Genomic DNA, 18425 nt, shown 5'->3' on the forward strand with positions numbered 1-18425 from the left:
GGCCGCTGTTTCTCTCTTTCTGCCGGGCTATCCATCCCGGCAGGTCTTCATCTGCACACTCTCAACTTCAGTTAAACAAAAATGAAGCGCATCTAAAAATGCGCGTTATTCTATTGCCGCATTTAGATAGAATTGTCGCGGGTTCTGCGGGTTAAAACATCAGGAATTGTTATGAAATTAAATGGAAAGCGCAGGAAAGTTTGGTGGCTGCTGGCGATTGTCGTGCTGGCCCTCGCCGTCTGGGGATGGCGAATTCTGAATGCGCCGCTGCCGCAGTATCAGACGCTGGTGGTGCGTAAAGGCGACCTTCAGCAGAGCGTGCTGGCGACCGGTAAGCTCGATGCGTTGAAAAAAGTGGACGTCGGGGCGCAGGTGAGCGGGCAGCTAAAAACGCTGCGCGTCGAGATTGGCGACAAAGTGAAAAAAGACCAGCTGCTGGGGGTTATCGACCCGGAGCAGGCGGAAAACCAGATAAAGGAAGTCGAAGCGACGTTGATGGAGCTACGGGCGCAGCTGAACCAGGCGCGCGCGGAACGTAAGCTATCTGCGGCGACGCTGGCTCGTCAGCAGCAGCTGGCGCAGCGGCAGCTGGTCTCTCGCCAGGACCTCGATACCGCCGCGACCGACTTAGCGGTCAAAGAGGCGCAAATCGGTACGATTGAAGCCCAGGTCAAACGCAATCAGGCGACCCTGGATACGGCCAAAACCAACCTCGACTACACCAAAATTCTGGCGCCGATGTCCGGAGAAGTGACGCAAATCACCACCCTGCAGGGGCAGACGGTGATTGCTGCCCAGCAGGCGCCGAATATTTTGACCCTGGCCGATCTCAGCACCATGCTGGTGAAGGCGCAGGTCTCGGAAGCGGACGTCATTCATCTTAAGCCGGGGCAAAAGGCCTGGTTTACCGTACTGGGCGATCCGCTGACGCGCTATGAAGGAACGCTGAAGGATATTCTCCCGACGCCCGAAAAGGTCAACGACGCTATTTTCTACTACGCCCGTTTTGAAGTGCCGAACCCGCAGGGCATCCTGCGCCTGGAGATGACCGCCCAGGTGCATATTCAGCTCTCAGAAGTGAAAAATGTTATCACCATCCCGCTGAGCGCGCTGGGTGAGGCCATCGGCGATAACCGCTATCACGTGCGTCTGCTGCGTACCGGTGAAGTTAAAGAGCGTGAAATCGTTATCGGCGCGCGTAACGACACCGATGTGGCGGTGGTGAAAGGGCTGGACGAGGGGGATGAAGTCATTATCGGCGAAGGTGCGGCCGGAGCGGCGAAATGACGGCGTTACTGGAACTGCGTGATATTCGCCGCAGCTACCCCTCCGGCGATGGCAACGTTGAGGTGCTGAAAGGCATTACGTTGAACATTGCCGCCGGTGAGATGGTGGCAATCGTCGGCGCGTCCGGCTCCGGGAAATCCACGCTGATGAATATTCTCGGCTGTCTGGACAAACCGACCGGCGGTACCTACCGGGTCGCGGGAACGGACGTGGCTCGTCTCAACGGCGACGAGCTGGCGCGCCTGCGGCGGGAACATTTCGGTTTTATTTTTCAGCGCTATCACCTGTTATCGCATCTCACCGCGGCGCAGAACGTGGAAGTTCCTGCGGTTTATGCCGGCGCCGAGCGCAAAGCGCGCCTGGCTCGGGCCCATGAGCTGCTGGTTCGGCTGGGGCTGGGCGACAGAGCTGAATATCAGCCTTCGCAGCTCTCCGGCGGCCAGCAGCAACGGGTGAGTATCGCCCGCGCCCTAATGAACGGCGGGGAAGTGATTCTGGCGGATGAGCCAACCGGTGCGCTGGACAGCCGCTCCGGCGAAGAGGTCATGGGGATCCTTCACCAGCTAAAAGCGCAGGGGCATACGGTGATTATCGTCACCCATGACCCGCAGGTGGCGGCCCAGGCGGAGCGGGTGATTGAGATCCACGACGGTGAAATCGTGCGTAATCCGCCCGCGCTGAGTCCGGTGCAAGGCGGCGTACTGCGCCAGCGCACGGCGGCCGAACCGTCGGCGTGGCGTCAGTTCAGCAGCGGCTTTCGCGAAGCGCTGATCATGGCCTGGCGCGCGATGGCGGCGAATAAAATGCGTACGCTGCTGACGATGCTCGGGATTATTATCGGCATCGCTTCGGTGGTGTCGATTGTGGTGGTGGGCGATGCCGCGAAGCAGATGGTGCTGGCCGATATTCGCGCTATCGGAACGAATACCATTGATGTATATCCCGGCAAGGATTTCGGCGATGACGATCCCCGCTATCAGCAATCGCTCAAGTATGATGATCTGTTAGCTATTCAGAAACAGCCGTGGGTGAGCTCGGCGACCCCGGCGGTATCAAAAAGCCTGCGCCTGCGGGCGGATAACATCGACGTTGCCGCCAGCGCCGAGGGCGTGGGGGCGCAGTACTTTAACGTCTACGGCATGACCTTTAGCGAAGGCAATACCTTTAACGAGCTTCAGCTAAATAGCCGCGCGCAGGTGGTGGTGCTCGACAGCAACGCGCGCCGACAGCTATTTCCGCACAAAGCGCGGGTCGTCGGCGAAGTGATTCTGGTCGGCAATATGCCCGCGACGGTGATCGGCGTGGCGGATGAAAAACAGTCAATGTTCGGCAGCAGCAAAATTCTGCGCGTCTGGTTACCCTATACCACGATGGCTGGCCGGGTGATGGGGCAATCGTGGCTGAATTCCATCACCGTGCGCGTCAATGAAGGCTACGACAGCGCGGTTGCCGAGCAGCAGCTGTTGCGTCTACTGGAACTGCGTCACGGTAAGAAAGATGTTTTCACCTGGAATATGGACAGCATCTTGAAAACGGCGGAACGGACCACACATACATTACAGCTGTTTCTTACGCTGGTGGCGGTGATTGCGCTGGTGGTCGGCGGGATTGGCGTGATGAATATTATGCTGGTCTCAGTCACCGAACGCACGCGGGAGATCGGTATCCGTATGGCGGTCGGGGCGCGGGCCAGCGATGTCTTACAGCAGTTTTTGATCGAGGCGGTGCTGGTTTGCCTGGTCGGCGGGGCGCTGGGCGTCACGCTTTCGCTGCTGATTGCCTTTGTATTACAGCTGTTTTTACCCGGCTGGGAGATCGGTTTTTCACCGTTGGCGCTATTGACCGCGTTTTTATGCTCCACGCTGACCGGGGTGCTGTTTGGCTGGCTACCGGCGCGCAATGCGGCTCGTCTGGACCCCGTCGACGCCCTGGCGCGCGAGTAGCGATAAAAAAATGCCAGTCAGAAGGACTGGCATTTTGCTGGCGGGATGTACACAATGAAGCAAAAGAGTTATGCGGCTGTTTCTGTTTCTTCAGCTTCAACAGGGACAATCACGCTGGCGTGGTTACCTTTTGGCCCCTGGTGAACATCAAACCGAACCGCTTGTCCGGCTTTTAGCGTTCTGTAACCATCCATCTGGATGGTCGAGTAATGGGCGAAAATGTCTTCGCCGCCGCCCTCAGGGCAGATAAAACCGAACCCTTTGGCATTGTTGAACCACTTAACAGTACCCATTTCCATACTTCGACATCCTTCGTAAATCTTATAAGTAAGATGGAATGAACCGGTAGTGGAGTGACGAGTTGTTCATTTGCTCGCCAACTCTCGCCACTACAATTTAGAGAAATCAGGAAATGCGTCAAGCGATTGACGTCAGGGGACGGTGAAAAATGCGTCAAAATTTGAAGCAGTTAACGCTATTGCCGGGGAATGTGACAGACGTCGCGGATGGAAGTAATAGATGATAATTATCTATGATCTATTGTAGATTTGTGATGTGCATAGCCTCTGGTCATCGACAGGCCACCGCCTGTTGGCAACAGCAACCGATGATGAACACTGACGATGAGTAAGAGAGACTGGTTGGACTTCGATCAGCTAATTGAGGACGAAGTTAAAGATGCGCTTAAACCGCCATCTATGTATAAAGTGATATTAGTCAATGATGACTACACTCCAATGGAGTTTGTTATTGACGTGTTACAAAAATTCTTTTCTTATGATGTTGAACGTGCAACGCAACTGATGCTGACGGTTCACTATCAAGGTAAAGCGATTTGCGGGGTGTTTACCGCAGAAGTCGCAGAAACCAAAGTATCGATGGTGAACCAGTATGCGAGGGAGAACGAACATCCGTTGTTGTGTACGCTAGAAAAAGCCTGAATGCAGGCAATAAACTTGGGGGAGGTGCCTATGCTCAATCAAGAACTGGAACTCAGTTTAAACATGGCTTTCGCCAGAGCGCGCGAGCACCGTCATGAGTTCATGACCGTCGAGCACTTGTTGCTGGCGCTGCTTAGCAACCCTTCGGCCCGCGAAGCGCTTGAAGCGTGTTCAGTGGACCTGGTCGCGCTGCGTCAGGAGCTTGAAGCCTTCATCGAACAGACCACACCCGTACTGCCTGCAACGGAAGAAGAGCGCGACACTCAGCCGACGCTGAGCTTCCAGCGCGTGCTGCAACGTGCTGTTTTCCACGTCCAGTCTTCCGGCCGCAGCGAAGTGACCGGCGCCAACGTTCTGGTCGCGATTTTTAGCGAACAGGAATCTCAGGCGGCATACCTGCTGCGTAAACATGAAGTCAGCCGACTTGATGTGGTGAATTTCATCTCTCACGGTACGCGTAAAGACGAGCCGAGCCAGTCTTCCGATAACAGCGGAAGTCAGCCTGGCAGCAGCGAAGAGCAAGCAGGCGGGGAGGATCGTATGGAAAACTTCACCACCAACCTCAACCAGCTTGCCCGCGTAGGCGGTATCGATCCGCTGATCGGCCGCGAGAAAGAGCTGGAACGTGCTATTCAGGTTCTGTGCCGCCGCCGCAAGAACAACCCGCTGCTGGTGGGGGAATCCGGCGTTGGTAAAACCGCTATCGCTGAAGGGCTTGCCTGGCGTATCGTGCAGGGCGACGTGCCGGAAGTGATGGCCGATTGTACTATCTATTCACTGGATATTGGCTCGCTGTTGGCAGGTACTAAATACCGCGGCGACTTTGAAAAACGCTTTAAAGCGCTGCTTAAGCAGCTGGAGCAGGACACCAACAGTATTCTGTTCATCGATGAGATCCACACCATTATCGGTGCGGGGGCGGCTTCCGGCGGGCAGGTCGATGCCGCTAACCTGATTAAACCGCTGCTTTCCAGCGGTAAGATTCGGGTCATTGGCTCGACGACCTATCAGGAGTTCAGCAACATCTTTGAAAAAGATCGTGCCCTGGCGCGGCGTTTCCAGAAAATTGATATCACCGAACCTTCCGTGGAAGAGACGGTGCAGATTATTAACGGCCTGAAGCCGAAGTATGAAGCGCACCACGACGTCCGTTACACCGCGAAAGCGGTACGTGCGGCGGTAGAGCTGGCGGTGAAGTACATTAACGATCGTCATCTGCCGGATAAGGCGATTGACGTGATTGATGAAGCCGGGGCGCGTGCGCGCTTGATGCCGGTGAGCAAACGTAAGAAAACGGTTAACGTGGCGGATATTGAGTCCGTGGTGGCGCGGATTGCGCGTATACCTGAGAAGAGCGTTTCCCGCAGCGATCGCGATACGCTGAAAAACCTCGGCGATCGCCTGAAAATGCTGGTCTTCGGCCAGGATAAGGCGATTGAGGCCTTAACCGAAGCGATCAAGATGGCGCGCGCCGGGCTTGGCCATGAGCACAAACCCGTCGGCTCTTTCCTGTTCGCTGGGCCTACCGGGGTCGGTAAAACCGAGGTTACCGTACAGCTGGCGAAGTCGCTGGGCATTGAGCTGCTGCGTTTTGATATGTCCGAATATATGGAACGTCATACCGTCAGCCGCTTAATCGGTGCGCCTCCGGGCTACGTCGGTTTCGATCAGGGCGGGCTGCTGACCGATGCGGTTATTAAGCATCCGCACGCGGTGCTGCTGCTGGATGAAATTGAAAAAGCGCATCCGGATGTCTTTAACCTGCTGCTGCAGGTGATGGATAACGGGACGCTGACCGACAACAACGGCCGCAAAGCGGATTTCCGCAACGTGGTGCTGGTGATGACCACCAACGCCGGGGTGCGCGAAACCGAGCGTAAATCCATTGGCCTCATCCATCAGGACAACAGTCCGGATGCGATGGATGAGATCAAAAAGATCTTTACGCCGGAGTTCCGTAACCGTCTCGACAACATTATCTGGTTCGATCATCTGTCTACGACGGTTATCCATCAGGTGGTGGATAAATTTATCGTCGAGCTGCAGGTTCAGCTGGATCAGAAAGGCGTCTCTTTGGAAGTCAGCCAGGAAGCCCGCGATTGGCTGGCCGAGAAAGGCTACGACCGGGCCATGGGCGCGCGTCCGATGGCGCGGGTGATTCAGGACAACCTGAAAAAACCGCTGGCCAACGAGCTGCTGTTTGGCTCACTGGTTGACGGCGGACAGGTGACCGTTGAACTGGATAAAGAGAAAAATGCGCTGACCTACGACTTCCAGAGTGCGCAGAAGCACAAACCGGAAGCGGCGCATTAAGTTTCGGTACTCAGTGACAAAACCGGCCTCAGGGCCGGTTTTTTTATCTGCGCGCTTTAAGTTGTAAATGACGCAGAAATGAAAAGACCGGGAATTATCCCGGCCTTCAGCATCTGGCGCGCTAAGCGCGAAAACGATCAGCGACTACGGAAGACAATGCGGCCTTTGCTCAGGTCGTACGGGGTCAGCTCAACAGTCACTTTGTCGCCCGTCAGAATGCGGATGTAGTTTTTACGCATTTTACCGGAAATATGCGCAGTTACCACGTGACCGTTTTCCAGTTCTACGCGGAACATAGTGTTAGGCAGCGTATCAAGTACGGTGCCCTGCATTTCAATATTGTCTTCTTTGGCCATCTAGTCCTCTGGGGTATCACTACCGTAGTTTTGAACCGGCAAGATAATGCCGAAGTTCAGCAAGTATGTAAAGTTTTACGTCAAATCGCCGAAGTAGTTTTGGCGCATTACCCGTAATTCACGCGGATAAACCGGGTGACAGGCGCAAACGTAAAGGGGGAGTGACAGAACAATGGGTGTTATCTGACTCTTATTATTCCCAAACGGCGGCGGGGCAACGGGCAGAAGCTACTCTACCGCGCAATTATAACATCCCAACAAAAAATGTGCTGAAAACATTTATGCTTCTCCTGCAAATAGCATCCTTGGTACCCAGAATCGCTCCGGCAGACGATACGTCCGCAGCACGGAAAGATAGTCGAGGTAATCGCGGCGGGGAATTTCCACTGCGCCCAGCGACGCCGTATGCTTATTCAGCACCTGACAATCGATTAATTTTCCGCCATCCTGCGAAAATATCTGGCTAAAGACCAGCAGCGCGGTTTTAGAGGCGTTTTCGGCACGGCTGAACATCGACTCTCCGCAAAACAGCGCGCCCTGCGCGACGCCGTACATCCCGCCGACTAATTCCTTTCCCTGCCATACTTCAACAGAATGAGCATGTCCCAGCTCATGCAGCTGGTGGTACGCCTGAACGATCCCCGGCGTTATCCATGTTCCCTCATCGCGGTGGTCGGCGCAGCCCTCGATAACCTGACCAAAGGCGTGATTCAGCGTGACGCGATAAGGCGAGCGCTGATGGAAACGCTTCATGCTGCGGCTGAGATGAAATTTCTCTGGCCACAGTACCGCTCGCGGATCGGGGGACCACCACAAAATAGGGTCGCCGGGCGAAAACCACGGAAAAATACCGCGCTGATAGGCCATCAGTAAACGCGCCGGGCTAAGATCGCCGCCCAGCGCTAACAGGCCATTAGGTTCGCGTAAAGCGCCTTCCGGGGAGGGGAAGGCGATGGAATGATGAGAGAGCTGAACCAGCCGCATTTTTACCTCAACGCATCAGGCAATGATTCAATAGTAGCCTACAGGCGCTGCTTAAACTGGTAGTAACGCCCCTGTTCAGCCAGCAGTTCTGCGTGACTACCTTGCTCAATAATCTTCCCGTTGTCCATGACTATTATCTGATTAAAACGCGCCAGTCCGCGCAGACGATGGGTTACCATTAACACGGTTTTTTCACGCATCACTTCCGCCAGTAAATCAAGGATTTGACTTTCGGTCGTCGCATCGAGGCCTTCAGTAGGTTCATCAAGCAGCATGACCGGCGCATCGTGAAGCAGGGCGCGGGCGATAGCCAGCCTGCGCAGCTCGCCGCCGGAAAGCTGACGGCCGCCTTCACCCAGCCAGCTATTCAGACCGCTATCTTCCAGTAATTTCGCTAAGCCGACGCGTTCAAGCGTTTGGGCAAGTCGGGCATCGCTGGCTCCGGGAGAAGCCAGCAGCAGGTTGTCGCGCAGCGTAGCGCTGAACAGATGTACGCGCTGCGGCACGACGCTCATCGCCCGGCGCAGCGTCGCCTCATTAAACTGCCCCAGCAGCTGATTGTTGAGTAAGATTTCCCCTTCAGCCGGATCCCAGGCGCGGGTCAGCAGCTGCAGCAGGGTCGATTTACCGCAGCCTGTTCGTCCGAGGATGGCGATATGCTCTCCGGCCTCGATCTGCAATGACACTTTCTCCAGCGCGGGGGAGGGCTGCTGCGGATAGCTGAAGGTGACCTGATGTAAGCGTAACGAGACGCGATCCAGCGTCTGGCCTTCGCCCTGAGGGAAGGCCACTTCCGGCTCTTGCTCGGTAATTTGCGTGATGCGCTTTGCGGAGGCGATCACCTGCCCTAAATGCTGAAATGCGCCGGTTACCGGCGCCAGCGCTTCAAACGCCGCCAGCGCGCAGAAGACAAACAGCGCAATCAGCGCCCCTGGCTGAGTATCGCCGCCAACGCCCGCGGAGGCGAGCCACAGCATAGCGATAACCGCAATTCCGCCAATCAGCAGCATCAGCGCCTGAGAGAGCGCGGTGAGCTCAGCCTGGCGACGCTGCGCATCCAGCCAGCGCGCTTCCGTTTTTTCCATTTGCTGCCGGTAGCGGTCGCTGGCGTTGAACAGCATGAGTTCCGCCTGTCCCTGGAGCCATGAGGTCAGATGCTGGCGATATTGCCCGCGAAGCCGGGTTATGCTTTCACCTGCGGGTTTACCTGCGCGATAGAACAGCGGCGGCATCACCAGCAGGGTGAGCAGCATAATACCACCGAGGGTCAGGGCCAGAGTGACGTCCAGCACGCTCAACCCTACGGTGACGACCAGGATCACCACCAGCGCGCCTACCAGCGGTGATATGACGCGCAAATAGAGATGATCCAGGGTATCGACATCTGCAACCACCCGGTTAAGCAGCTCGCCCTGACGAAAACGCGCCAGCCCGGCGGGGGAGAGCGGCAGCAGCTTACTGAAGGTAAAGACCCGCAGGTGCTGCAGAACGCGGAAGGTGGCGTCATGGCTGACCAGACGCTCAAAGTAGCGGCCCGCGGTGCGAATAATCGCCGCGCCGCGCACGCCCGCGGCTGGCAGCATATAGTTAAAGCTGTAGATGCCCGCCACGCCAACGACGGCTGATGCCGACAGGAACCAGCCGGATAGCGTTAATAAGCCAATGCTGGCCAGCAGCGTCACGATCGCCAGCACGATACCGAGCAGCAACAGCCATTTGTGTCGTTTGTACAGCGCCAGGTAAGGCCATAATGCGCGCATTTAAATCTCCTCCTGACGATGAGCGAGCAGGGTCGCGAAGGGGCCGCCAGCGGCCGCCAGCTGCGAATAGCTGCCTTGCTCAACAATTCGACCATCCTGCATAACCCAGATCGCATCCCAGTTCGCCAGTCCTTCCAGCTGATGGGTAACCATTAACGTGGTTTGCTGCGTTGATGCATTGGTCAGCGCCTGCATCACGCGCTGTTCGCTATGCGCGTCAAGGCTGGCGGCAGGCTCATCAAGCAGCAGCAGACGACAGGGCACCAGCAGCGCTCGTGCGACGGCGACGCGCTGAGCCTGCCCGACCGACAGCCGGCCGGCCTGATCGCCAACAGGCGTATTAATACCCTGCGGCAGAAGAGAGACGAACTCGCTAACCCAGGCTTTATCCAGCGCAAGCTGCAGCTGCGCTTCGGTGGCTTCAGGGCAGGAGAGCAGGACGTTTTCGCGCAGCGTCGCCGCGGGCAGCTGTGGATTTTGCCCGACCCAGCTCAGGAGACGACGCCAGCGGTCGGCATCCAGACTCTTTAACTCGACGCCATTGACCTTGAGCGAGCCGTCATAGGGAAGAAAACCCGTTAACGTATTCAGTAGCGAGCTTTTGCCCGAGCCGCTTTGCCCAACCAGCACCACGCGTTCACCGGCGCGCAGGGAAAAATTCAGCGGCCCGGCCAGCACTTTCCCTTCGGGAGACTTAATCAGCAGGTCGCGAGCTTCAAGGCTTACCGTTTCATCATCTTTTAATGCCTTTTCCCCACGCTCTGCCTGCGCCAGCGGCGCTTCCATAAAGGTCTTCAGGCTATCGGCGGCGCCAATCGCCTGCGCTTTCGCATGATAAAAGGTGCCTAAATCGCGCAGTGGCTGGAAAAACTCAGGAGCCAGAATCAGGGCGAGGAAACCGGACATCAACGTCACCCCGGCGCCGTAATGGCCAAAGTTGAGCTCTCCCAGATAGGAAAAACCAAAGTAAACGGCGACCAGCGCAATCGACAGCGAGGTGAAAAACTCCAGGACACCGGAGGAGAGAAACGCCAGGCGCAGCACTTCCATTGTCCGCTGGCGGAAATCCTGCGAGGCCTCGCGTATGTTGTCCGTCTCCGCTTCGCCGCGATGAAAAATACGCAGCGTTTCCATACCGCGCAGGCGATCGAGAAAATGGCCGCTTAAACGCGCCAGAGCGAGAAAGTTGCGGCGGTTGGCATCAGCCGCGCCCATTCCCACCAGCGCCATAAACAGCGGAATAAGCGGTGCGGTACCCAGCAGAATCAGCGCCGCGGCCCAGTTGATGGGGAAAATCGTAATAACAATCAGCAACGGTACAGAGGCGGCCAGCGTCATCTGCGGCAAATAGCGAGCATAGTAGTCATGCATATCGTCGATCTGTTCAAGGATCAGCGTGGCCCAGCTACCCGCAGGTTTGCCCTGTATCCACGCCGGTCCCGCCTGCTGTAAACGATCCAGAACCTGACGGCGGATCTCAAGGCGGATATGTTGACCGGCCTGAAAACCCACTCTTTCACGCAGCCAGACCACCCAGGCGCGCAGCACAAAGACCAGCACCAGTAGCGTAAAGGGCAGCAGCAGCGCCGTCGCGGGGATATTTTCCATAATCATGCGATGGAGGATCCTCGCCAGGAACCAGGCCTGGGCGACGATCAACAGGCCGCTAACGACGCCCAATACGCGGGAAATCATCAACCAGCGACGGGAGATAATGCTTTGATCTTTTAACCAACGGGTTAACTCTTGTTGACGGGTTTTATTCATTGCGCGCTTAGCAGGTGTAGTTATGAGTTTTTTGGGCACGGCAATGTTACAACGAGGCAAAAATAAAGGCGACTTTTCGTCGCCTTCTTTACCTTTGTTACTGACTTGTAAAGATTATTTGCAAGCGTCGGCTAAACCATCCAGATAGCGCTCCGCGTCCAGCGCTGCCATGCAGCCGGTACCCGCAGAAGTAATCGCCTGACGGTAGATATGATCCATCACGTCGCCGGCGGCGAAGACGCCCGGGATGCTGGTCTGGGTGGCGTTGCCGTGGATGCCGGACTGGACTTTAATGTAGCCGTTTTCCAGCTCCAGCTGACCGGCAAAAATTGCCGTGTTCGGGCTGTGGCCGATAGCCACGAACAGCCCCGCAACCTCCAGGGATTCAACGTTATCCGCATTCTGGGTATCGCGCAGACGCAAGCCGCTTACGCCCATCTGGTCGCCGGTCACTTCTTCCAGCGTACGGTGGGTGTGCAGCACGATATTGCCGCTCTCCACTTTGTCCATCAGGCGTTTGATAAGGATTTTTTCCGCGCGGAAGCCGTCACGACGGTGGATCAAATGCACTTCGGAAGCGATGTTAGACAGGTACAGCGCCTCTTCGACGGCCGTATTGCCGCCGCCGATGACGGCAACCTTCTGGTTACGATAGAAGAAACCGTCGCAGGTCGCACAGGCAGACACGCCGCGGCCCTTAAACGCTTCTTCCGAGGGAAGACCCAGATAGCGTGCTGAAGCGCCGGTGGCAATAATCAGGGCATCGCAGGTGTATTCGCCGCTGTCGCCGACCAGGCGGAACGGACGGTTTTGCAGGTCGACGCTGTTGATATGATCGAAAATAATTTCGGTTTCAAATTTGGTGGCATGTTCATGCATGCGCTCCATCAGCAGCGGTCCGGTCAGATCGTTAGGATCGCCTGGCCAGTTTTCCACTTCCGTGGTGGTGGTCAGCTGACCGCCTTTTTCCATTCCGGTAATCAGTACCGGCTGCAGATTTGCGCGCGCTGCGTAGACCGCAGCGGTGTATCCCGCAGGTCCAGAACCAAGAATAAGCAGTTTACTGTGTTTGGCCGTGCCCATGAGATCCTCATAATTTATTGGCATACATGAGCTGGATTGTAGGGAATTTGTGGACGTAAAAAAAGAGCGCGGCGGTTTTGTTAACGATATGTGCAATAGAAGCTGCCGATTAATCGGCGATTTAACGAACGAAGAATATAACTAATTCTACTGTTAGCGAGACAATTATAAGAGGAAAACATGAGAATCAACCGGGGAGGATTATGAATATCTGGCATCTTGTACTAAAAATCGATGTTTTGCTTTGACAATCCCCTGTGCTTTTGCGAAAACATTCATGGAAGAAGAAAGCAGTGTTTCGCGTGTGGCGAATTTTCATGCACGCAAATGCCATTTTTATCCGGGTTAGCGAAATCTACGCATGGTGTGGACAGACGCCATGCGTGATGTCGGTGACTGCCGTCAGGCAACGGGCTTCTCACGTACCCCTGGGTTACCCAACGTCGTACGGGTGATAACAGGATGGACTCTGGCAGTGAAGGCTCAGAGTCGGAACAGGAGTAGGGAAGGAATACAGAGAGACAATAATAATGGTAGATAGCAAGAAGCGCCCTGGCAAAGATCTCGACCGCATTGATCGTAATATTTTGAATGAATTGCAAAAAGACGGGCGTATTTCCAACGTCGAGCTTTCTAAACGGGTGGGACTTTCTCCGACGCCTTGCCTTGAGCGCGTGCGTCGACTGGAAAGACAGGGTTTTATTCAGGGCTATACAGCGCTGCTCAACCCGCACTATCTGGATGCATCACTTCTGGTATTTGTTGAGATTACTCTGAATCGTGGCGCGCCGGATGTGTTTGAGCAATTTAACTCCGCTGTGCAAAAACTTGAAGAAATTCAAGAGTGTCATCTGGTTTCCGGGGATTTTGACTACCTGTTGAAAACCCGCGTACCGGATATGTCAGCGTATCGTAAATTACTGGGCGAGACCTTGCTGCGCCTGCCGGGCGTAAATGACACCCGTACCTATGTGGTAATGGAAGAAGTCAAGCAGAGTAATCGTCTGGTAATCAAGACGCGCTAACACGGAACAGGTGCAAAATCGATGTAGTTTGATTACACTCCTGTTAATCCATACAGCAACAGTGCCGGGGAGACCCGGCACTGTTGTCCGTTTTAGCCGAAGGCAGGAAACAGCCTGATACCTGGAGAGCCTTTCTTGAGCCAGGAATACACTGAAGACAAAGAAGTCAAATTCACAAAGCTGAGTAGCGGACGCCGGCTCCTTGAGGCGTTACTCATTCTTTGCTCCCTTTTTGCCATCTGGTTGATGGCGGCCTTACTCAGCTTTAATCCCTCGGATCCTAGCTGGTCGCAAACGGCGTGGCATGAGCCTATTCACAACATAGGCGGGACGCCGGGAGCCTGGCTTGCCGATACGCTATTTTTTATTTTTGGCGTAATGGCCTATACCATTCCGGTCATCATTATCGGCGGCTGCTGGTTTGCCTGGCGTCATCAAGAAAACGACGAGTACATCGACTATTTCGCCGTCTCGCTGCGTTTAATTGGCGCGCTGGCGCTGATCCTCACTTCCTGCGGTCTGGCGGCAATCAACGCTGATGATATCTGGTATTTCGCCTCCGGCGGCGTGATCGGCAGTCTGTTGAGCACCACCCTGCAACCGCTGCTGCACAGCAGCGGCGGCACAATCGCGCTGCTCTGCATCTGGGCGGCAGGACTGACGCTATTTACCGGCTGGTCCTGGGTTAGCATTGCTGAAAAACTCGGCGGTGCGATTCTTTCTATTCTCACGTTTGCCAGCAACCGTACCCGTCGTGACGATACCTGGGTTGATGAAGGGGAATATGAAGATGATGAAGAAGAATATGAAGATGATGAACCCGCGAAGCCGCAGGGTTCTCGACGCGCGCGAATTTTACGCAGCGCCTTAGCTCGCCGCCAGCGTCTGGCTGAGAAGTTCTCTAATCCGATGGGGCGTAAGACCGATGCGGCGCTGTTCTCGGGTAAACGGATGGATGACGCCGAAGACGAGGTTCAGTACAGCGCCGGCGGTGCGCCTGTTGCCGCTGACGATGTCCTTTTTTCTGGCTCCAGCGCAGCGCGTCCGGCAAATGCTGATGATGTTCTGTTCTCCGGCGTCAGTGCGGCACGTCCCGGCGATTTTGACCCCTACGATCCTCTGTTGAACGGTCATAGCATTGCCGATCCGGTGGCTTTGGCCGCGCAGGATACCGCTGCGCCGCAGGCATGGTCTGAACCGCTGCCAGGGTATGAGGCTCAGCCGGTCTATCATCCGGAACAGGCCCCGGTACAGCAGCCAGCGTATCAGCCTGAACCGGCTTACCAGCCGCAGCATGCTTACCAGCCGGAACAGGCCCCGGTACAGCAGCCAGCATATCAGCCGGAACCGGCTTACCAGCCGCAGCATGCGTACCAGCCGGAACAGGCCCCGGTACAGCAGCCAGCGTACCAGCCGGAACCGGCTTACCAGCCGCAGCATGCGTACCAGCCGGAACAGGCCCCGGTACAGCAGCCAGCATATCAGCCGGAACCGGCTTACCAGCCGCAGCATGCGTATCAGCCGGAGCAGGCCCCGGTACAGCAGCCAGCGTATCAGCCGGAACCGGCTTACCCGCCGCAGCATGCGTACCAGCCGGAACAGGCGCCGGTACAGCAGCCAGCGTATCAGCCGGAACCGGCTTACCAGCCGCAGCATGCGTACCAGCCGGAACAGGCCCCGGTACAGCAGCCTGAGCCTTACGCCGCCTCCGTTGAGCCTGAGCCTCCGCAAGAGGAGGTGAAGCCTCAGCGTCCGCCGATGTACTACTTCGAAGAAGTGGAAGAGAAACGCGCGCGTGAACGCGAGCAGCTTGCCGCATGGTATCAGCCGATTCCGGAGCCGGTCAGTCCGGTTGCGACAAAACCGATCTCGCCTCCGCCTGCTCCGGCGGCTGATGTTGCCGCGGTGAGCGCGCTGGCGTCTGGCGTCCATCAGGCCACCGGGGCGGCCTCCGTCGCATCTGCCGCATCCAGCGCCGCGCCGCTGTTTAGCCCGGTGTCGGGCGGCCCGCGTGCGCAGGTAAAAGAGGGCATAGGCCCGAAATTGCCGCGTCCAAACCGCGTTCGCGTGCCCACGCGCCGTGAGCTGGCTTCCTATGGCATTAAGTTGCCTTCGCAGCGGTTGGCTGAAGAACGTGCGCGTCAGGCAGAGCATCAGCACTATGATGACGATGCGCTGACGGACGAGGAAGTTGCAGAGCTTGAGCAGGGTGAGCTGGCGCGTCAGTTCGCGGCTGCGCAAAATCAGCGCTATGGCGATAGCTACGCTGCGGAAGAGGCTGATGTAGACGAGGATTCTGCCGCTGAAGCCGAACTTGCCCGTCAGTTTGCCGCTTCCCAGCAGCAGCGCTACGCCAGCGAGCAGCCGCCGGGATCGCATCCGTTCTCTGCGGCGGATTATGAATTCTCGCCAATGAAAACGTTAGTTGATGATACGCCGAGCGAGCCTGTCTTCACGCCGTTGCCGGAAGTACAGCAGCCTGCCCCGCAGAATCAGCAGCCGGCCCAGCATTCGCAGCCCGTACAGCAGCCGATGCCGCACCAGCAGATGCCTCAGCCGCCGCAACATGCGCAGCAGCAGTCTTATCAACCCGCGCCGCAGCAGCCGGTTCACCATCAGCCGATGCCGCAGCAGGCTCCTGGCAGCTATCCGCAGCAGCAGGCTCCGCAGCAGCCGATCCCGCAGCCGCAGGAAAGTCTCATTCACCCGCTGTTGATGCGCAATGGCGACAGTCGCCCGTTACAGAAGCCGACAACGCTGCTGCCCTCGCTTGACCTGCTCACGCCGCCACCGGCTGAAGTTGAGCCGATCGATACCTTTGCGCTTGAGCAAATGGCGCGTCTGGTTGAAGCTCGTCTGGCCGATTTCCGCATTAAAGCCGATGTGGTGAACTACTCACCTGGCCCGGTTATTACCCGCTTTGAGCTTAACCTGGCGCCGGGCGTGAAAGCGGCGCGCATTTCCAACCTGTCGCGCGATCTGGCCCGTTCTCTGTCCACTGCGGCGGTTCGCGTGGTGGAAGTGATTCCGGGTAAACCCTACGTTGGCCTGGAGCTGCCTAACAAAAAGCGCCAGACCGTTTACCTGCGCGAAGTGCTGGATAATGCGAAATTCCGCGATAATCCTTCACCGCTCACGGTGGTCCTCGGGAAAGACATTGCGGGCGAACCTGTCACTGCCGATCTGGCGAAGATGCCGCACCTGCTGGTAGCGGGTACCACCGGTTCCGGTAAATCCGTTGGGGTCAACGCCATGATCCTCAGCATGCTCTATAAAGCGCAGCCGGAAGACGTGAAATTCATCATGATTGACCCGAAAATGCTCGAGCTGTCGGTCTATGAGGGAATACCGCATCTGTTAACGGAAGTCGTGACGGATATGAAAGACGCGGCCAATGCTTTGCGCTGGAGCGTCAACGAGATGGAGCGCCGGTATAAACTCATGTCTGCGCTGGGCGTACGTAATCTCGCGGGTTATAACGAGAAGATTGCTGAAGCCGCACGTATGGGACGGCCCATTCCGGATCCTTACTGGAAGCCTGGCGACAGTATGGATGCGACGCATCCGGTACTGAAAAAAGAGCCTTACATCGTGGTGCTGGTCGACGAGTTTGCCGACCTGATGATGACCGTCGGCAAGAAAGTGGAAGAGCTGATTGCGCGCCTGGCGCAGAAAGCGCGCGCCGCTGGGATCCACCTGGTGCTGGCGACCCAGCGACCGTCGGTTGACGTTATCACCGGCCTGATTAAAGCCAACATCCCGACGCGTATCGCCTTTACCGTATCGAGTAAAATTGACTCACGTACTATCCTTGACCAGGGCGGTGCGGAATCACTGCTGGGAATGGGCGATATGCTCTACTCCGCGCCTAACTCGACGATCCCTGTGCGCGTCCACGGCGCTTTTGTACGCGACGAGGAAGTTCACGCCGTCGTTCAGGACTGGAAGGCGCGCGGGCGTCCGCAGTATGTCGATGGCATTACCTCCGATAGCGAAAGCGAAGGCGGCGGCGGTGGCTACGAGGGCGGTGAAGAGCTCGATCCGCTGTTCGATCAGGCCGTCAACTTTGTGACGGAAAAACGCAAAGCCTCCATATCTGGGGTACAGCGTCAGTTCCGCATTGGCTATAACCGCGCCGCGCGTATCATTGAGCAAATGGAAGCTCAGGGGATCGTGAGCGAGCAGGGGCATAACGGTAACCGTGAAGTGCTGGCTCCGCCGCCTTTTGAGTAACCGCAAAGTTGGGTAAATAAGTGAAAATCAGCCTGTTCTGCTGTTTTACGGCCGTTGGCCGTTCTACATTAGCAGCAGACCAGGCTCCCGCGTCGGGAGTGACGCACATTAAGGAATAACAATGAAAAAACTCGCAATCACCTGTGCATTACTGTCCAGTTTTGTCGTCAGTCAGGTATGGGCGGATGCCGCCAGCGATTTAAAAAGCCGCCTTGATAAAGTGAGCAGCTTCCACTCCAGCTTTACGCAGAAAGTGACGGACGGCAGTGGTAATGCCGTGCAGGACGGGCAGGGGGACCTGTGGGTCAAGCGGCCTAATCTGTTCAACTGGCATATGACCCAGCCGGATGAAAGCGTGCTGGTTTCCGACGGCAAAACGCTGTGGTTTTACAACCCGTTTGTTGAGCAGGCTACCGCTACCTGGCTGAAAGATGCGACCAGCAACACGCCGTTTATGCTGATTGCCCGCAATCAGGCCAGCGACTGGCAGAACTACAACATTAAGCAGAACGGTGACGATTTTGTTCTGACGCCGAAAAACGGCAGCGGTAATCTGAAGCAGTTCACCATCAACGTGGGTCGCGACGGTACGATTCATCAGTTTAGCGCCGTGGAACAGGACGATCAACGCAGCAGCTATCAGCTGAAATCGCAACAAAATGGTGCCGTGGATGCATCTAAGTTCACCTTTACGCCGCCGCAAGGGGTTACGGTGGACGATCAACGTAAATAG

At 56.4% G+C, this 18425-nt stretch carries 13 protein-coding genes; 7 read left to right on the plus strand and 6 right to left on the minus strand.

The window, feature by feature from the left end:
• The first annotated feature begins 171 nt into the window (after positions 1 to 171).
• A complete protein-coding gene (gene macA, locus CDA56_RS25315) occupies positions 172 to 1287 on the plus strand; it encodes a macrolide transporter subunit MacA (protein WP_014228619.1) in 1116 nt (371 codons plus the stop codon).
• Complete coding sequence (gene macB / locus CDA56_RS25320; protein WP_103814734.1) at positions 1284 to 3230, plus strand: macrolide ABC transporter ATP-binding protein/permease MacB; 1947 nt, start codon at positions 1284 to 1286, stop codon at positions 3228 to 3230. The genes macA and macB overlap by 4 nt, the downstream gene beginning before the upstream one ends.
• Positions 3231 to 3298: 68 nt before the next feature.
• Here macB and cspD read toward each other — a convergent pair whose 3' ends face one another.
• Complete coding sequence (gene cspD / locus CDA56_RS25325) at positions 3299 to 3529, minus strand: cold shock-like protein CspD (RefSeq protein WP_004100627.1); 231 nt, start codon at positions 3527 to 3529, stop codon at positions 3299 to 3301.
• 324 nt (positions 3530 to 3853) lie between these two features.
• Between cspD and clpS the strand changes: the two genes are divergently transcribed.
• Positions 3854 to 4171: an ATP-dependent Clp protease adapter ClpS gene (clpS, locus tag CDA56_RS25330; protein ID WP_004100628.1), complete on the plus strand. Its 318-nt coding sequence runs from the start codon at positions 3854 to 3856 to the stop codon at positions 4169 to 4171.
• A 30-nt stretch (positions 4172 to 4201) separates the two neighbouring features.
• Complete coding sequence (clpA, locus tag CDA56_RS25335) at positions 4202 to 6484, plus strand: ATP-dependent Clp protease ATP-binding subunit ClpA (RefSeq protein ID WP_004849425.1); 2283 nt, start codon at positions 4202 to 4204, stop codon at positions 6482 to 6484.
• A 137-nt stretch (positions 6485 to 6621) separates the two neighbouring features.
• Here the strand turns inward: clpA and infA are convergent, their stop codons facing one another.
• The 5 genes from infA to trxB all read right to left on the minus strand — a co-directional run bounded on the left by infA (position 6622) and on the right by trxB (position 12434).
• Positions 6622 to 6840: a translation initiation factor IF-1 gene (infA, locus tag CDA56_RS25340; protein WP_002211347.1), complete on the minus strand. Its 219-nt coding sequence runs from the start codon at positions 6838 to 6840 to the stop codon at positions 6622 to 6624.
• Positions 6841 to 7119: 279 nt separating this feature from the next.
• Complete coding sequence (gene aat, locus CDA56_RS25350; RefSeq protein ID WP_025108296.1) at positions 7120 to 7824, minus strand: leucyl/phenylalanyl-tRNA--protein transferase; 705 nt, start codon at positions 7822 to 7824, stop codon at positions 7120 to 7122.
• A gap of 38 nt (positions 7825 to 7862) precedes the next feature.
• Positions 7863 to 9584: a heme ABC transporter ATP-binding protein/permease CydC gene (gene cydC / locus CDA56_RS25355; protein ID WP_025108297.1), complete on the minus strand. Its 1722-nt coding sequence runs from the start codon at positions 9582 to 9584 to the stop codon at positions 7863 to 7865.
• Entirely contained in the window at positions 9585 to 11351 is a 1767-nt protein-coding gene (cydD, locus tag CDA56_RS25360; protein ID WP_014228628.1) for a heme ABC transporter permease/ATP-binding protein CydD, read from the minus strand.
• Positions 11352 to 11465: 114 nt separating this feature from the next.
• The gene (gene trxB, locus CDA56_RS25365; protein WP_004849433.1) at positions 11466 to 12434 is read right to left on the minus strand and encodes a thioredoxin-disulfide reductase; all 969 of its coding nucleotides are present in this window, start codon (positions 12432 to 12434) and stop codon (positions 11466 to 11468) included.
• Between the two features lie 530 nt (positions 12435 to 12964).
• Here trxB and lrp point away from each other — a divergent pair.
• The 3 genes from lrp (at position 12965) to lolA (ending at position 18425) form a co-directional block, all read left to right on the plus strand.
• Complete coding sequence (gene lrp / locus CDA56_RS25375) at positions 12965 to 13459, plus strand: leucine-responsive transcriptional regulator Lrp (RefSeq protein ID WP_002439523.1); 495 nt, start codon at positions 12965 to 12967, stop codon at positions 13457 to 13459.
• Between the two features lie 135 nt (positions 13460 to 13594).
• Positions 13595 to 17692 (plus strand): DNA translocase FtsK, encoded by a 4098-nt coding sequence (gene ftsK, locus CDA56_RS25380; RefSeq protein ID WP_064377409.1) that lies wholly within the window; start codon positions 13595 to 13597, stop codon positions 17690 to 17692.
• Between the two features lie 121 nt (positions 17693 to 17813).
• The gene (gene lolA / locus CDA56_RS25385; RefSeq protein WP_004130911.1) at positions 17814 to 18425 is read left to right on the plus strand and encodes an outer membrane lipoprotein periplasmic chaperone LolA; all 612 of its coding nucleotides are present in this window, start codon (positions 17814 to 17816) and stop codon (positions 18423 to 18425) included.

It is taken from the genome of Klebsiella michiganensis (genome assembly GCF_002925905.1).
Lineage (GTDB): Bacteria > Pseudomonadota > Gammaproteobacteria > Enterobacterales > Enterobacteriaceae > Klebsiella > Klebsiella michiganensis.

Excerpts from the sequence above, each read along its gene's own strand:
- macA (WP_014228619.1), top strand. The coding sequence starts at position 172 with ATGAAATTAAATGGAAAGCGCAGGAAAGTTTGGTGGCTGCTGGCGATT.
- macB (WP_103814734.1), top strand. The coding sequence starts at position 1,284 with ATGACGGCGTTACTGGAACTGCGTGATATTCGCCGCAGCTACCCCTCC.
- cspD (WP_004100627.1), bottom strand. The coding sequence starts at position 3,529 with ATGGAAATGGGTACTGTTAAGTGGTTCAACAATGCCAAAGGGTTCGGT.
- clpS (WP_004100628.1), top strand. The coding sequence starts at position 3,854 with ATGAGTAAGAGAGACTGGTTGGACTTCGATCAGCTAATTGAGGACGAA.
- clpA (WP_004849425.1), top strand. The coding sequence starts at position 4,202 with ATGCTCAATCAAGAACTGGAACTCAGTTTAAACATGGCTTTCGCCAGA.
- infA (WP_002211347.1), bottom strand. The coding sequence starts at position 6,840 with ATGGCCAAAGAAGACAATATTGAAATGCAGGGCACCGTACTTGATACG.
- aat (WP_025108296.1), bottom strand. The coding sequence starts at position 7,824 with ATGCGGCTGGTTCAGCTCTCTCATCATTCCATCGCCTTCCCCTCCCCG.
- cydC (WP_025108297.1), bottom strand. The coding sequence starts at position 9,584 with ATGCGCGCATTATGGCCTTACCTGGCGCTGTACAAACGACACAAATGG.
- cydD (WP_014228628.1), bottom strand. The coding sequence starts at position 11,351 with ATGAATAAAACCCGTCAACAAGAGTTAACCCGTTGGTTAAAAGATCAA.
- trxB (WP_004849433.1), bottom strand. The coding sequence starts at position 12,434 with ATGGGCACGGCCAAACACAGTAAACTGCTTATTCTTGGTTCTGGACCT.
- lrp (WP_002439523.1), top strand. The coding sequence starts at position 12,965 with ATGGTAGATAGCAAGAAGCGCCCTGGCAAAGATCTCGACCGCATTGAT.
- lolA (WP_004130911.1), top strand. The coding sequence starts at position 17,814 with ATGAAAAAACTCGCAATCACCTGTGCATTACTGTCCAGTTTTGTCGTC.